The 14634-nt window shown below is 63.4% G+C and carries 12 protein-coding genes, 1 tRNA gene and 1 other RNA gene; 9 read left to right on the forward strand and 5 right to left on the reverse strand.

Annotation, left to right across the window (positions count from 1 at the left end):
* Positions 1-22 precede the first annotated feature (22 nt).
* Positions 23-832: a hypothetical protein gene (locus D4Q51_RS00905; protein WP_120075645.1), complete on the reverse strand. Its 810-nt coding sequence runs from the start codon at positions 830-832 to the stop codon at positions 23-25.
* A 181-nt stretch (positions 833-1013) separates the two neighbouring features.
* Between D4Q51_RS00905 and hrpB the strand changes: the two genes are divergently transcribed.
* The 8 genes from hrpB (at position 1014) to D4Q51_RS00945 (ending at position 10257) form a co-directional block, all read left to right on the forward strand.
* Positions 1014-3446, forward strand: coding sequence for an ATP-dependent helicase HrpB (gene hrpB, locus D4Q51_RS00910; RefSeq protein ID WP_120075647.1), 2433 nt, complete (start codon positions 1014-1016; stop codon positions 3444-3446).
* Positions 3447-3464: 18 nt separating this feature from the next.
* On the forward strand, positions 3465-3743 hold the full coding sequence (locus D4Q51_RS00915; protein WP_120075649.1) for an ETC complex I subunit: 279 nt from the start codon (positions 3465-3467) through the stop codon (positions 3741-3743).
* Between the two features lie 161 nt (positions 3744-3904).
* An RNA gene (gene ffs, locus D4Q51_RS00920) (signal recognition particle sRNA small type) lies at positions 3905-3999 on the forward strand.
* Positions 4000-4049: 50 nt separating this feature from the next.
* The gene (locus D4Q51_RS00925; RefSeq protein ID WP_120075652.1) at positions 4050-5900 is read left to right on the forward strand and encodes a DNA polymerase III subunit gamma/tau; all 1851 of its coding nucleotides are present in this window, start codon (positions 4050-4052) and stop codon (positions 5898-5900) included.
* An 18-nt stretch (positions 5901-5918) separates the two neighbouring features.
* On the forward strand, positions 5919-6260 hold the full coding sequence (locus D4Q51_RS00930) for a YbaB/EbfC family nucleoid-associated protein (RefSeq protein WP_120075654.1): 342 nt from the start codon (positions 5919-5921) through the stop codon (positions 6258-6260).
* Positions 6261-6293: 33 nt separating this feature from the next.
* Positions 6294-7202 carry an energy transducer TonB gene (locus tag D4Q51_RS00935; protein ID WP_205689419.1) on the forward strand — a complete coding sequence of 303 codons (909 nt, stop codon included), beginning with the start codon at positions 6294-6296 and terminating at the stop codon, positions 7200-7202.
* A gap of 149 nt (positions 7203-7351) precedes the next feature.
* A complete protein-coding gene (gene lon / locus D4Q51_RS00940; protein WP_120075849.1) occupies positions 7352-9742 on the forward strand; it encodes an endopeptidase La in 2391 nt (796 codons plus the stop codon).
* A 242-nt stretch (positions 9743-9984) separates the two neighbouring features.
* Positions 9985-10257, forward strand: coding sequence for an HU family DNA-binding protein (locus D4Q51_RS00945; RefSeq protein WP_120075658.1), 273 nt, complete (start codon positions 9985-9987; stop codon positions 10255-10257).
* A 97-nt stretch (positions 10258-10354) separates the two neighbouring features.
* Here the strand turns inward: D4Q51_RS00945 and D4Q51_RS00950 are convergent, their stop codons facing one another.
* On the reverse strand, positions 10355-11188 hold the full coding sequence (locus D4Q51_RS00950; RefSeq protein WP_120075660.1) for a hypothetical protein: 834 nt from the start codon (positions 11186-11188) through the stop codon (positions 10355-10357).
* Positions 11189-11213: 25 nt separating this feature from the next.
* The gene (gene rlmB / locus D4Q51_RS00955; RefSeq protein WP_120075662.1) at positions 11214-12005 is read right to left on the reverse strand and encodes a 23S rRNA (guanosine(2251)-2'-O)-methyltransferase RlmB; all 792 of its coding nucleotides are present in this window, start codon (positions 12003-12005) and stop codon (positions 11214-11216) included.
* 152 nt (positions 12006-12157) lie between these two features.
* On the opposite strand from rlmB, the gene D4Q51_RS00960 reads away from it, so the two are divergent.
* Positions 12158-12243, forward strand: a tRNA-Tyr gene (locus tag D4Q51_RS00960).
* Between the two features lie 69 nt (positions 12244-12312).
* Here D4Q51_RS00960 and D4Q51_RS00965 read toward each other — a convergent pair.
* On the reverse strand, positions 12313-14463 hold the full coding sequence (locus D4Q51_RS00965; RefSeq protein WP_120075664.1) for a malate synthase G: 2151 nt from the start codon (positions 14461-14463) through the stop codon (positions 12313-12315).
* On the reverse strand, positions 14460-14615 hold the full coding sequence (locus tag D4Q51_RS15570; RefSeq protein WP_162925080.1) for a hypothetical protein: 156 nt from the start codon (positions 14613-14615) through the stop codon (positions 14460-14462). Before D4Q51_RS15570 ends, D4Q51_RS00965 begins: the two co-directional genes overlap by 4 nt.
* Between the last annotated feature and the right edge of the window lie 19 nt (positions 14616-14634).

Below are 14634 nucleotides of genomic sequence, written 5' to 3' on the forward strand. Positions count from 1 at the left end.
TCCCTGATCGCGAAGGCCCACCTTACTGGCGGGTTGCGGTGTATCGAACTGTGCTGTTGTCCCGCTGATCCATGCTGACACCCGACATTGTATCGCCATCGACGGTCATTTCGGCAATCGATAGAACCTCGCCATCGCGCGAGTAGGTTTCACGGTAGGAGTTCGGACCGATCTCTTCGACGGCCACCATCGTGTTGGAATTGCTGCCCTCGATCGGCACCGGTTCACCGCCGATGGTCGCAGCGAAACGGCTGCCATTTCCGGTGTAGCTGTACTGGTCACCGTCCACCGAGTAGGAGAACCGCAATCCGGCGTCGCTTACGTTTATGTCGCCGGAGTGCGTCCATTGCCCGGAGACGGCATGTGCGCCATCGGGACCTGCGCGCGTCCGTGTGTAAGTCTCCGAACCGGTGACAGTCTCGTCACCTGCCGTGTCGGTGAATTCGACGGTAAGCGTTTGCCCGTCCTCGCTAACGGTCCAGACCGAACTGCCCAGTTCTTCCTCGCCCAGCCTGAACGCGGTGCGGACGGTGTTGTCGTCGACCACTTCGATCATGGCGCCATCGGTACCGGGGCGATCGATTGTCTGCCATTCGCCGTCTGCCGTCACCTGGTAAGGCGGCGTGCAACTGCGGCACTCCCAGACTCCATCGGCGATCAGGTAATCGCGGGTTTCGTTCTCGAACTCGGCGGAGTCCACATTGACCATCCACTGGCCGGTCAGCGTGCCGTCCGAGGTAGCCTCTTCGGTCTCGACTTCGGCCGAGTCGCCACACGCAGTCAGCCCCGCGCAAAGCGAAGCCGCGACAACGGCTGTCACAATCTTCTTCATTGATTTTCCCCCATTTAGATCTCCGCACCCCAACCGGATCGTTCGATTGTAGGTGCGACCAGATGTGCGCCCGCTCCTTCGGACCTTACAACGAACCCGCAGCGCGACAAAATTCATCGGCGGGAGCACAGCTTGCATGGGGGCTGTAACCTGTCGTCGATCGTGTAATGGCGAGCGGATAATGACTAACTTGCCTATCCATGCCGTTTTGCCGGATCTGCTTCGCGCACTGCGCGAGCGCAGCGGTGCGGTGCTGGTCGCACCTCCGGGTGCAGGCAAGACCACGGCTGTCGCACCGGCATTGCTGGAAGAGCCGTGGTGCACCGGCCAGATCATCCTCACCTCGCCGCGCAGGGTGGCAGCTCGCGCCGCGGCGGAGCGGATCGCGGACATGCTGGGCGAGAAGCCTGGCGAACGCGTCGGTTACCTGACGCGGCTGGATAGCAAGCAATCGAAAGCCACGCGCATCCTCGTGGTGACGGAGGCGATCCTCGTGAACCGGCTGCTGGAGGATCAGGAGCTGGAAGGCATCTCGGCGATCCTGTTCGACGAGGCGCACGAGCGGCAACTCGACAGCGATCTCGGCCTCGCGCTGGCGCTCGAAAGCCAGCAAGTGCTTCGCGAGGATCTGCGTATCTGCGTCATGTCCGCCACCATCGACGGAGCGCAGTTCGCGCGTCTGATGGGCGAGCAAACGCCGGTCGTGGAAAGCGAGGGCAAGGCGTGGCCGCTGCGGCTGGAGTGGCTGGGCGCATCGCCTGAAAAGCGCATCGAGGATTCGATGACGTCGGCAATCCTGAAGGCGTGGCGAGAGGAAGAGGGTGACATTCTCGCCTTCCTTCCCGGCGTGGGCGAGATCGAGCGCACAAGGGAACGCCTTGCCGATCGCCTTCCCGCTGCACCGATCCTGCCGCTTCACGGTCAGGTCCAGCCGCAAGACCAGCGCGCCGCCATTCGACGCGATCCGGAAGGTCGTCGGCGTATCGTGCTGGCCACGAGTATTGCCGAAACCTCGCTGACGTTGGAGGGTGTCTCGGTCGTCGTGGATAGCGGTCTCTCCCGCAGTGCCGAATTCGATCGGACGGCTGGCACCACGCACCTGATCACAAAACGCGCAAGTCAGGCCGCCGCTGCGCAAAGGGCAGGGCGTGCAGCTCGGCAGGGGCCGGGTGTCGCCTATCGTCTATGGGAGGAGGGCGGTCATGCGGGCAGACCCGAATTCGACGCCCCCGAAATGCTCACGGCAGATCTCGCGCCCCTGGTGATGAGCCTTGCGAAGTGGGGCGTCACCGATCCTGCCAGCCTGCAATGGCTCGACACGCCGCCGGAGGCATCCGTGTCTTCTGCTCGTGAAAGACTGCGCGCTCTCGGTGCGCTGGACGAAGCAGGAGCGATCACCGCGTGGGGAGAGAAGGTCGCCGCGCTTCCGCTCGATCCGGAGGGGGCCGCGGCGGTCCTGTTCGGCGCGATGCACGGGCAAGCCGGGGACGCCGCGCGGCTGGTTCTGTTGGCGCAGGAACGCGGCCTTGGCGGGCGCGGGGAGGACCTGATGACGCGGCTGCAACGCTGGCAGTCGGATCGCGGCAAGCGCGCCGATGCCTCGCGCAAGCTGGCTGAGCGTTGGGCGCGAATGGCGGATCGTCTTGTAGGCGATTCGCGGGATGGAGGCACTCTCAATCCTGCGGTGTTCCTCGCAATGGGCAGGCCGGATTTCATTGCCCGGCGGCGCGATGTATCAGGCGAGAACTGGGTGTCGGCAGGGGGCAGGGGTTTTGCGCTCGATCCCGCATCGCCGCTGGCGCGGGCCGAATGGCTGGTAATCGCCGATGCACAGGGGCAGGCCAAGGCGGCGCGCATCACGGCGGCCGCGGAAATTTCGACTTCCGAAGTGGAGAAACACTTCTCGAACCGAATCGAGAAGCGCACCGTAGCGCGCTGGAATTCCAGCGAGAACCGGGTCGAGGTCCGGCTTGAAAGGCGGCTGGGCGCGATCACTCTGGCGAGCGGGCCGGACCCCGATCCTGATCCGCAGGCGATTGTGGACATGCTTGTGGATAAAGCGGTGGAACAGCTGGGGACTTTGCTTCCGGCGTCCTTGCTGGCGCGCGCTCGCTTTGCCGGTATCGAGACGCTTTCCGAGGCTGCATTGGCCGAACACAAGGAGGAATGGCTGGTGCCGCTGCTGCAAGGCCGGCGCGACCTCAACCTGCCCCAATCACGCTTCGCCGAGGCGGCGCTGAACGTGCTTTCGTGGGAAGAACGGCAGCATCTCGACACGGCTGCCCCGCGCGAGTTCACCAGCCCGGCTGGCACGACGCACAAGATCGATTACGCGAGTGACGACGCGCCCAGCGTGGAAGTGCGCGTACAGGCGCTCCTCGGCCTCGAACGCCATCCCATGATCGGCACGACGCCGCTGCTGCTTAAGCTTACCAGTCCGGCGGGTCGCCCCATACAATCCACCCGCGATCTTCCCGCATTCTGGCGCGGTAGCTGGGACGATGTGCGCAAGGACATGAAGGGCCGCTACCCGAAGCACCGCTGGCCGGACGAACCGTGGGCGGAAAAACCCAGCCTGAAGACCAAGAACGCCTTTTCAAAAGGCGGCGGTTGAATTATCCGCATGCCCACTATGGAAGCTCGCATCTACAAACGCCCCAAGAATGCCATGCAGTCAGGCAAGGCGCTCACCGACCAGTGGGTCCTCGACTTCGTGCCTGCTGAAGCGAAGAAGCCCGATCCCCTGATGGGCTGGGCCGGCAGCGGCGACACGCGCCAGCAGGTGCAGCTGAAGTTTCCGACTTGCGAGGCCGCGCAGGCCTACGCCGAGAAATACGGCATCGCCGCGCGCGTCCACACGGTTCCGCCCAAGAAGCTGAAGATCCAGGCCTACGCGGATAATTTCAGATGAGTTGATTGCGAAGCCGCCTCCGCAGCTTCGTCCTCGGTGCTAATCGCTCCGCTTCGCTGCGTGGCACCTGCGGGCGCGCATTCGCGCTTGCGGCCCTAAGGGCCGAAACCTCGATCTACTTTCCCGGTTGAAAAGTGAGCGCAGCCCCGCCATATGGCGCGCCGGGAGTCGGGTGGACGTTCGCGTTTGCTCACCGGGTCAGGTCCGGAAGGAAGCAGCCCAGGTAAATGGCAGCGGGTCGCTCGGCTCCTTTTCCACCACATTGTTGCGATGACATTCGCGCGGGCAGCGCCTACCTTTGCCCGCATGAGTGATTCCCCGGAAAATCCGGACACCCCTCCGTGGAAGGGTGACGACGAGACAGACGCGCAACCTTCGGCGGCGGAGCTGGAGGCGGCCGGGCAGAATTCGATGTTCGGCGATCCCGCGCCCGCTCCGGCAGACGAACCCGCTGCGCAAGAGCCGCCAGTGCCGACAACGCCCGCTCCAGAAGAGCCTTCGGCAACGCAGCCGACAGCCGCCGCCCCGCTGCCCGATCCCGCGCAGCCCTACCGCGTGCTGGCGCGCAAGTATCGGCCGCAGACCTTCAGCGAACTGATCGGGCAGGAGCCCATGGTCCGCACGCTGGGCAATGCGATCGAGCGCGACCGGCTGGCCCATGCTTTCCTGATGACCGGCGTTCGCGGGGTGGGCAAGACCTCCACCGCGCGCCTTATCGCCAAGGCGCTGAACTGTGTCGGGCCGGATGGGCAGGGCGGCCCCACTATCGATCCGTGCGGTGTCTGCGAGCCGTGCCGCGCCATCGCCGAGGGGCGCCATATCGACGTGATCGAGATGGACGCCGCCAGCCATACCGGCGTTGACGACGTGCGCGAGATCATCGAGGCAGTGCGCTATTCCGCCGTTTCGGCCCGCTACAAGATCTACATCATCGACGAAGTCCACATGCTCAGCCGCAATGCGTTCAACGCCCTGCTGAAGACGCTGGAAGAGCCGCCCGCGCATGTGAAGTTCCTGTTCGCCACCACCGAAGTCGACAAGCTGCCGGTGACGGTGCTCAGCCGCACGCAGCGCTTCGACCTGCGTCGTATCCCACGCGAGATGCTGCAAGAGCATTTTGCCGCCATCTGCCGCAAGGAAGGTGTCGAGGCAGAGGACGAGGCGCTGGCCATGATCTCCGCTGCTGCCGAAGGTTCGGTCCGCGATGGCCTCTCCATTCTCGACCAGGCGATTGCCCACGCCGATATGGACGCGGGCACGTCAGGCACCACCGTCAGCGCCGCCAAGGTGCGCGACATGCTGGGCCTTGCCGACAAGGGCGCACAGCGCCGCCTGTTCCAGCACTTGCTGGAAGGCAATGCCAAGGCGCTGCTGGCGGCTGTCGACCAGCAATACTCGCTTGGCGTGGAGCCGCTGGCGCTGATGCGCGCGCTGATGGAGTTTTCGCACCGGATCGCGCTGGCGCAGGTCGCCGACGGACAGGCTGACGCGCCGACCGCGGAGGAACGCGAGGCTCTGGAGGAATGGGCGGAGAAGCTTTCCGCCGGACAGGTTCATCGCCTGTGGCAACTGTTGCTGAAGGGGCACGACGAAGTGCGCACCGCTCCCGACCCGCTGGTGTCCGCGCAGATGGCACTATTGCGCGTGTTGCACGCCGCAGACATGCCGGACCCCGGCAAGCTGGCGAAGGAAATCAGAAACGCGGCGCTTGCGGGCGGCATCGCAAACGGCGGCGGCGCGGCAAGCGCGGGCGGGCCGCAGGCGATCAGCTGGCAGGATCTCGTCGCGCAGGTCGACCACAGCGGCATCGCCAACGCCATGTCGATGGCCTCCATCATGTCGCGCCAGGTGCGGGTGATCGAACTTGCGCCCGGCAAGCTCGTCTATACCCAGCCGCATGGCTTCGATGACGATATCACCCCCGCCATGCGGCAGGCACTGAACGAGGTCACCGGCCAGCGCTGGGAAGTGGTGAAAGGCGAAGGCGAGGGCGCTCCCAGTCTTTTCGAGCAGGCCGAGCTTGCCGTGCAGGCAGAGAAGGACCGCATCGAACAGCACCCGCTGATGCAAGCCGTACGACAGCATTTTCCCGATGCGCGCGCCGTGGAAGACGCGGAACCCCCGCGCGGCCACAAGAATTGGTCTCGCAGCGCATAACCCCCCAAGGAGCATTACATGCAGAACATGGAAGAGATGATGAAAGCCGCGCAGGAAGCGGCGCAGAAAATCCAGCAGCAGATGAACGATGCGCAGGTGAAGCTGGACCAGATCGAGGTCGAAGGCAGCTCCGGTGGCGGCCTTGTGAAAGTCCGCGCCAGCGCGCGTGGCCGCATTCTTGGTGTGAACATCGACGACAGCCTGTTCAAGGAAGAGGAAAAGGGCATCCTCGAAGACCTCGTGGCCGCCGCTTTCAATGATGCGCGCGACAAGGCCGACCGCAAGGCGGGCGAGCACATGGCAGAAATGCAGCAGGGCCTCGGCCTGCCGCCGGGCTTCAATCTGCCGGGTATGGGCTAGGCGGGACGACGTTTTGCGATAAGAATGCGTTTCATGTCTTTGATTCGGATAGCTTGCATCGTATTCCTGCTCGCTGCTCCGGCATTTATGCCGCTAGCGGCAAAGAACAACCGCGTTCTACCACCCAGTTCGCACTGGAACCTCAAGTATGACGAGGACAGCTGTGCTCTGCAAAGAGGCTTCGGCGAGGAGGGAGGCGCCATATTGCTCGAGTTGCGTCAGTTCGCGCCCGGGCCGGGGTTCCAGTTGCTTTTCGCCAGCGTAGATTTCGATTTACGGAACGAGCGTCCCGAAATTCGCTACGGCGGTGATGAGGAAAACCGGCTAATCGAAAATGCCATAATTGCGGATTACGGGGATGACCTTCACGCGGTCATCCTCAGCGACAGTTTCCACACGATCTCCGAAAAAGAGGAATGGGAAGAACTCGACGCGAACGAGAGGGCGCGCTGGAATTTTCGCTCCCTACAAAATTTGGCTTCCCTGCAGACACGCGAAGAAAGCATCGAGGCAATCGGTATTGCCGAGACCTTCGGTGAAGAAATCACGCTCCAGACCGGCTCCATGAGAGCGCCGATGGACGCCATGCGACAGTGCATGGACGAATTGCTCACACATTGGGGCGTTGACGCCGAAGCGCACCGCTCCCTCATCCGCCCTGCACTCCCGCGCAATTACAATCGGCTCGTCCGCCGCGTGATACAAAATTATCCCAGCGCCATGCTGCGACAGGGCAACAATGCCAGATTGCAAGTCCGCCTTTCGGTCAGTGAAGCCGGAGATGTGACGGGATGCTACCTGCAGTTGCCGATCGAATTCGACGATTTTCGACAGGATGCCTGTCATGCACTGGAGCGCGCACGGTTCGATCCAGCACTGGATGCGCAGGGAAACCCGATTGCGAGTTACTGGACGAGTACTATCCTCTACTTGATGAATTAGCAGCGGATTGCAAATCTTCGGCAAGCAATCGGCATTCTGTCTGTAACTGGCTATCCACCCCTAAGCCGCACCTCGTCATTGCAGGCGCAGGCGGTCGCCCCCATATTCCTGCCAAAGCCAGAGACCTGGCAAGAAATATGGACATTGAAATGACTGCATTCCCCCTTCTTCCCTTGCGCGACATCGTCGTTTTCCCCGGCATGGTCGTCCCCCTGTTCGTGGGGCGCGACAAGTCGGTGGCGGCGCTGGAAGCGGCGATGGAAAACGGCAAGGATATTTTCCTTGTCGCCCAGCTTGACCCGGCAACCGACGATCCCGAAGCGGAAGATCTCTACGATCTCGGCGTGGTCGCGCAGGTGTTGCAGATGCTGAAACTGCCCGACGGCACCGTGCGCGTGCTGGTGGAAGGCCAGTACCGCGCCCGGATGACCGAAATGCGCGTTTCCGAAGACTTCGTGATGGCGCAGACCGAGCAGGTGGAGGAAACCACCGCCAGCGGCACCGAAGTTTCTGCCATGATGCGCAGCGCGCTGGGCCAGTTCACCGAATATGCCAAGTCGAACAAGAAGATGTCCGACGAGCTTGAGGAAGAGCTGGAAGCCATCGACGACGCCGGACGGCTGGCCGACGCGATTGCCGCGAACCTCTCCGCGAAGGTCGACGCCAAGCAGCAGCTTCTTGCCGAAAGCGACGCGCTGAAGCGGCTGGAAATGGTCTTCTCCGTGATGGAGGGCGAGCTTTCCGTGCTGCAGGTGGAGAAGAAGATCCGTGGCCGCGTGAAGCGGCAGATGGAGAAGACCCAGCGCGAATATTACCTCAACGAACAGCTGAAGGCGATCCAGAGCGAACTGGGCGGTGAGGGCGAGGACGGCGACGAGCTGTCCGAACTGGCCCGCCAGATCGAGGAAACGAAGCTTTCCAAGGAAGCCCGCGCCAAGGCGGAAGGCGAGCTCAAGAAGCTGCGCTCCATGCAGCCGATGAGCGCCGAGGCGACCGTGGTGCGCAACTATCTCGAGGTTCTGCTCGGCCTGCCGTGGGGCAAGAAGAGCAAGCTGAAGAAGGATATCGGCAAGGCGCAGGACGTGCTGGATGCCGATCACTACGCGCTGGAAAAGGTGAAGGATCGTATCGTCGAATACCTCGCCGTGCAGGCGCGCACCAACAAGCTGAAGGGGCCGATCCTGTGCCTCGTCGGCCCTCCCGGCGTGGGCAAGACCAGCCTCGGCAAGTCGATCGCCAAAGCGACGGGTCGCGAGTTCATTCGCCAGTCGCTGGGGGGCGTGCGTGACGAAGCCGAGATCCGCGGCCACCGCCGCACCTATATCGGCTCGCTGCCGGGCAAGATCGTGTCCAACCTGAAGAAGGCCGGCACCAGCAATCCGCTGTTCCTGCTCGACGAGATCGACAAGCTCGGTCAGGATTTCCGCGGCGATCCGGCTTCGGCGCTGCTGGAAGTGCTGGACCCCGAACAGAACAACAAGTTCCAGGATCACTACCTGGAACTGGATATCGACCTTTCGGACATCATGTTCGTGACCACCGCGAACAGCCTCAACCTGCCGCAACCGCTGCTCGACCGGATGGAGATCATCCGCCTCGAAGGCTACACGGAAGATGAAAAGGTCGAGATCGCCCAGCGTCACCTCATCGCCAAGCAGGTGAGCGACCACGGCCTGAAGGACGGCGAATTCGAGCTGACCGAAGCGGGCCTGCGCGACCTCATTCGCTACTACACCCGCGAGGCGGGCGTGCGTACGCTGGAGCGCGAAATCGCCAAGCTGTGCCGCAAGTCCTTGCGCAAGATTCTCGAGAAGGAAGTCGAGAGCGTGACCGTCACGCCGGAAAACCTCGGTGACTTCATGGGCGTCCGCAAGTTCAAGCACGGCGTTTCCGAGGAAGAAGCGCAGGTGGGTGCAGTAACGGGCCTCGCCTGGACCTCCGTGGGCGGCGAGTTGCTCACAATCGAAAGCGTGACCACGCCTGGCAAGGGCGAGGCAAAGACGACTGGCAAGCTGGGCGACGTGATGAACGAATCCGTTGCCGCCGCTTTCAGCTTCGTAAAGGCGCGGGCACCTGCCTACGGCATCAAGCCGAGCATCTTCCAGCGCAAGAACATCCACATCCACCTTCCCGAAGGGGCGGTGCCGAAGGATGGGCCGAGCGCGGGCATTGGCATGGTCACTTCCATCGTCTCCACGCTGACGGGCATTCCTGTCCGTCCCGAAGTGGCGATGACGGGCGAAGTCACGCTGCGCGGCCGGGTGCTCGCCATCGGCGGCCTGAAGGAAAAGCTGCTGGCGGCGCTGCGCGGTGGCATCAAGACCGTGCTGATCCCGGAAGAGAACGAGAAGGACCTCGCCGAGATACCGGACAACGTGAAAGAAGGGTTGGAGATCATCCCCGTCAGTCATGTCGACCAGGTGCTGGAACACGCACTCACCGCGCTGCCCGCGCCGATCGAGTGGACCGAGGCGGACGACATCGCCAGCCAGCCGCACGGTCCTGGCGCCGGTGGAGCCCCGATCACGACTGCACACTGAGTCGCGCGCGGACTCCGGACGAGGGTGGCTCGCCGAAAGCGGCAGTTACCCTCGCGAGGGGGGTCTCGGCGCAAGAATCAGGGCGTTGCACGAGATAAAGCTACGTCCTGCCTCAAAAATCCCGCCAGTTGAGCGGCTTTGCCTTTGACTCGGGCGGGAAAACTCGCTCAATTCCCCCGCATCGCAAAGCGATTCAGAATTTTCGTTTTGAGCACAGAACAAGTGAGGGGGTTCTCCGAAACATGAACAAGAATGAACTTATCGGCGCGGTCGCGGACTCCAGTGGCCTTTCGCGCAACGATGCGACGAAGGCTGTCGAAGCTGTTTTCGATACCATCACCGGCACGCTGTCCAAGGGCGACGAAGTACGCCTGGTAGGCTTCGGCACGTTCTCCGTGGCGAAGCGCAAGGCGTCGACCGGGCGCAACCCGCGCACCGGCGAGCCGATGACGATCAAGGCATCCACCCAGCCCAAGTTCAAGGCTGGCAAGGGCCTCAAGGACGCCGTCAACTAGGACGCGAAAACCGGGGTACCGGGGCGCGGACCCGCGCCGAATCTACAGGGGGAGAAAGGGCTGTCCGTAAGGGCGGCCCTTTTCTCTTTGCCGCTCACTACTCGCCGAAATCGATCAGGGCCGTCGGAGCGGCAGCGGTGCTGCTGCCGATTTCCCAGACGAGCATCTGGCCGCGCGGATCTGTCTTCGGCCCATCGTCAGTGTTGTTGGCAAGGATGGGCGCGTCGGTGATGATCCGGAAAGTGCCCTCTGGCTGACGCATGTCGATCTGCGGATTACTTTCGCCGCCCTCCGCGCTTTCTTCTGCAAAGGCGCCCATCATTCCCATGAACATCGCGCCCATGGGATTTCCACCGGTAGGAGCAAAGCCCGGCGCGGAAATCCTCGCGCGGCCATCCTGGCGCAGGCGTACCTGCACGAAGGAATTGGACATCGGCATATCCTCAAACGTTGGGAAGTCGAAGTCGTGGCCAAGCGTGCTGGTGATGGAGAAATCGACGACGAATGTCCCATCGCCGATGAATTCCACGCTGTTCCAGCCGGCCTGCCGTTGCAGCATGGCGGTCATCTCGGCGACCTGCTCCTCGTCCTCCAGGTCGACGCCGCCGAGCATCCCTTCCATCATCTGACGGCCCATGGCGTCTTCACGCGCGCGCTCGGCCAGTTCCTCCTCGGTGCAGGGACGCTCCTTGCCGCTGCTCTCGTTGTAGCAAGGCTGCTGGCCCTCGGCCTCCTGTGCCATGTCTGCCAACTGGTCCATGCCGGCCATCACGATCTCGCCGTCGTAGGTGAAGGTGAACTGTCGATCCGCCGCAATGTGGAGCGTGGCATCGAACGTGCCTGGCTGGAACAGACAGCCCGACAGCAGCGCGCTTGACGCCAGCAAAGTCGCCGAGGCGGCAAGGCGTTTGATACGGATCGGCATGGTCATGATCGGTTCCCCCAAGAAAGTCTGTCTAGCCCAGGTCGCGTGTCGCAATAGCATATAGCGCAATCGCACCCGCATTGGACACATTGAGACTTTCCATCGCCTCGCTGATCGGCAGGCGGGCGAGGGCGTCGCAATGCTGGGTGACGTTATGGCGCATGCCTTCGCCTTCGGCGCCCAGGACCAGAGCGACAGGGCCGGTGGGCAGTGCCTCCGCCAGCGTTGCCTCCGCTTCACCGGCAAGACCGATGCGCCAGTATCCTGCCTCTGCGATTTCCTCCAGCGCGCGCGACAGGTTGACCACGCGCACCCAGGGCACGATTTCCAGCGCGCCCGATGCGGACTTGCCGATCACCCCGCCTTCGGGCGGCGCATGGCGATCCTGCGTCACGATGGCGGCCGCGTCGAAAGCGGCGGCGGAGCGCAGCAGCGCGCCAACATTGTGCGGGTCCGTCACTTGGTCCAGCACCACGATGGGCCGCGTAGGGTCTCCGTCGAGAACATCGCTGAGATGCAGGTCTTCCAGCGGCTCGCATTCCAGCACCAGGCCCTGATGCGGGGCATCCTTGGCTACCAGGCGGGCGAGATCGCTGACATCGGCATATTCAACGGGGAAATCTGCAGGGAGTTCGCCGTCGAGCGATTCGACGCCTTCACGGGTCGCCCAAAGCTTGCGGTGCTGGCGGCGCGGGTTCATTAGCGCGGCTTCCACCGCGTGGCGCCCCCACAGGCGCACCGCGCCCTTGCTCGCCCGGCCGGAGCCGCGCCCGCCCTGCATGCGCCCGGCGCGTCCGCGCAGCGCTTTCTTGTTCTTGGCCATTTCACTTCGCCTTTTTCGAAAGAATGGCGCCTCCTGCCAGCACGCCCATTGACAGGCAAGCGGCGCTTCGCCATTGGGGCGCCTCTCGGCTGGAAAGCGCACTTTCAGGGCGCCAACCAATGCGGGCCAGCGCCCGCCTCCGGCAACGGTGTGGACAGGTGGCCGAGTGGTTAAAGGCAGCAGACTGTAAATCTGCCCGCGCAAGCGTACGCTGGTTCGAATCCAGCCCTGTCCACCACCGCCGTTACCAAGAAAAACGACCGCCCCGGCCATGGCCGCGACGGTCGCTTTCCCTCTCCAGCTCGTGTCAGCGCCCTTGCTTCGCCAGCGCTCGTGCGCGGTGCAGAACGGGCTCGGTATATCCCGACGGTTGCTTCGTCCCCGCAACGATGAGTTCTCGCGCGGCGTTCAGCGCGATCGAGTGGCGCTCGTTCCCGGCCATCGGGCGGTAGGTCGGGTCGCCATCGTTCTGCGCATCGACCTTTGCCGCCATGCGGTGCAGGGCATCGTCCACCATGAAGCGGCTTACGATCCCGTGGTGCAGCCAGTTGGCGATGTGCTGGCTGGAAATGCGCAGCGTCGCGCGGTCTTCCATCAGGCCGATATCGTTGATGTCCGGCACCTTGGAGCAGCCGACGCCTGCATCGATCCAGCGCACCATGTAGCCGAGGATGCCCTGCACGTTGTTGTCGAGTTCGGTGGCGATCTCGTCCGCGGACCAGTTCGCGTCCTCGGCCAAAGGGACGGTCAGCAATTTCTCGACCGGCACCGTTTTTTCGTTCGCTCGTGCGCGCTGGCGATCCGCCACATCGCAGTGGTGATAGTGCACCGCGTGAAGAGTGGCCGCCGTAGGCGAGGGCACCCAGGCGGTGCTCGCGCCGCTCATCGGATGGCCGATCTTTTCCGCCAGCATGGCCTGCATCCTGTCGGGCGCGGCCCACATCCCCTTGCCGATCTGCGCACGTCCGGCCAAGCCGCAAGCGAGCCCGATCTGCACGTTGCGATCCTCGTAGGCAGCAATCCACTCGGCCTTCTTGATGTCGCCCTTGCGCTGCATCGGCCCGGCCAGCATCGAGGTGTGTATCTCGTCGCCCGTGCGATCGAGGAAGCCGGTGTTGATGAAGAACACCCGGTCCTTCACAGCGTGAATGCAGGCGGCGAGGTTGGCGCTGGTGCGCCGTTCCTCGTCCATCACGCCGATCTTGATGGTGTTGCGGGCAAGGCCGAGCATGTCCTCGACGGCTGCGAACAGGCTGTCGGCGAAAGCGCACTCTTCCGGTCCGTGCATCTTTGGCTTCACGATATAGATCGAGCCTGTGGCACTGTTTCCGAGACGGCCAAGGCCCTTGAGATCGTGCAGACCGATCAGGCCGGTGACGGCGGCGTCCAGCACGCCTTCGAAGATCTCCGATCCGTCCGGCAGGTACACGGCGGGGTTCGTCATCAGGTGGCCGACGTTGCGCACCAGCAGCAGGCTGCGGCTTCGCAAGGTGCGTTCATCGCCGTGCATGTCGCGATAAGTGCGATCGGGGTTGGCCGTGCGGATCACCTTCTCGTCACCCTTGGTGAAGCTGGCGACAAGATCGCCGCGCAGGGCGCCTAGCCAGTTGCGGTATCCGGCAACCTTGTCGACCGCGTCGACGGCGGCGACTGAGTCTTCGAGGTCTATGATAGTGGAAAGTGCGGATTCGAGGCGCACGTCGGCGATTCCCGCCGGATCGCCGCTGCCGATAGGGTGGCTGTCGTCGATGACGATCTCGATATGCAGGCCATTGTGCTTCAGGATGAAGTTGTCGCCGATCGTTCCGACCAGCTGGTCGGGATTGGCGAGGGCGGGTACGCTGCCGGTCCACTCGCTCCACATCCCTTCGGCGAGCGGGACTACATCATCCAGGAATGCCTTGGCCCAGGCGATCACTCTTGCCCCGCGCCCGGCATCATAGTCCGCGCCTGAGGGCGTGGAGCCGTCCAGTGCATCGGTGCCGTAAAGCGCGTCGTAAAGACTGCCCCAGCGCGCGTTCACGGCATTGAGGACGAAGCGGGCGTTGAGCGCCGGAACCACGAGCTGCGGTCCTGCAATGGTGGCGATTTCGGGATCGACATTCGCCGTGCCGATAGTAAACGCCTCCGGTTCCGGCACGAGGTAGCCCATCTCGCGCAGCTTGCGCGGAGGAACGCCGATACCGGCATCGGGATTTGCGCGGTGCCAGTCGTCGATCTGGTGCTGCAATTCTTCTCGCCGCTGCAACAGGTCGCGGTTCTGCGGCGTGAAGCGGTCGGCGAGATCTGCGAGGCCGGACCAGAAGCGCCCGGCCTCAATTCCGGTGCTCGGCAATGCTTCGTGTTCAATAAAATCGGCCAGCACAGGGTCGACGGCCAATCCCGCGCGCTGGACGGTGCCGGCGCGCGGGGTGTTGGCATCGCTTTGCTGTTGCTGGCGAAGCGATGCGGTGGTCATCGGCCGAACCGCCCCATGCGGTGATGCAGGTTCACCAGCTTGCGGGTCTCGGCGTTGTCTTCTCCGTTGCGGATGGCGACTGCCAGCGCGTTGCGGATGAGGCCGAAATCTTCGGTCGAGAAGACCGGGCGGGCCATTGTCGGGTGTGCCATATTACTTCTCCTTCTTCGC

Source organism: Aurantiacibacter odishensis, from assembly GCF_003605195.1.
GTDB classification, from domain to species: Bacteria; Pseudomonadota; Alphaproteobacteria; order Sphingomonadales; family Sphingomonadaceae; genus Alteraurantiacibacter; species Alteraurantiacibacter odishensis.

What these genes read in the sequence shown, in the direction of transcription:
- D4Q51_RS15570 (WP_162925080.1), bottom strand. Translation starts at nt 14,615, where the DNA reads ATGGCACACCCGACAATGGCCCGCCCGGTCTTCTCGACCGAAGATTTC.
- D4Q51_RS00945 (WP_120075658.1), top strand. Translation starts at nt 9,985, where the DNA reads ATGAACAAGAATGAACTTATCGGCGCGGTCGCGGACTCCAGTGGCCTT.
- rlmB (WP_120075662.1), bottom strand. Translation starts at nt 12,005, where the DNA reads ATGGCCAAGAACAAGAAAGCGCTGCGCGGACGCGCCGGGCGCATGCAG.
- D4Q51_RS00925 (WP_120075652.1), top strand. Translation starts at nt 4,050, where the DNA reads ATGAGTGATTCCCCGGAAAATCCGGACACCCCTCCGTGGAAGGGTGAC.
- hrpB (WP_120075647.1), top strand. Translation starts at nt 1,014, where the DNA reads ATGACTAACTTGCCTATCCATGCCGTTTTGCCGGATCTGCTTCGCGCA.
- D4Q51_RS00935 (WP_205689419.1), top strand. Translation starts at nt 6,294, where the DNA reads ATGTCTTTGATTCGGATAGCTTGCATCGTATTCCTGCTCGCTGCTCCG.
- D4Q51_RS00915 (WP_120075649.1), top strand. Translation starts at nt 3,465, where the DNA reads ATGGAAGCTCGCATCTACAAACGCCCCAAGAATGCCATGCAGTCAGGC.
- D4Q51_RS00905 (WP_120075645.1), bottom strand. Translation starts at nt 832, where the DNA reads ATGAAGAAGATTGTGACAGCCGTTGTCGCGGCTTCGCTTTGCGCGGGG.
- lon (WP_120075849.1), top strand. Translation starts at nt 7,352, where the DNA reads ATGACTGCATTCCCCCTTCTTCCCTTGCGCGACATCGTCGTTTTCCCC.
- D4Q51_RS00965 (WP_120075664.1), bottom strand. Translation starts at nt 14,463, where the DNA reads ATGACCACCGCATCGCTTCGCCAGCAACAGCAAAGCGATGCCAACACC.
- D4Q51_RS00950 (WP_120075660.1), bottom strand. Translation starts at nt 11,188, where the DNA reads ATGACCATGCCGATCCGTATCAAACGCCTTGCCGCCTCGGCGACTTTG.
- D4Q51_RS00930 (WP_120075654.1), top strand. Translation starts at nt 5,919, where the DNA reads ATGCAGAACATGGAAGAGATGATGAAAGCCGCGCAGGAAGCGGCGCAG.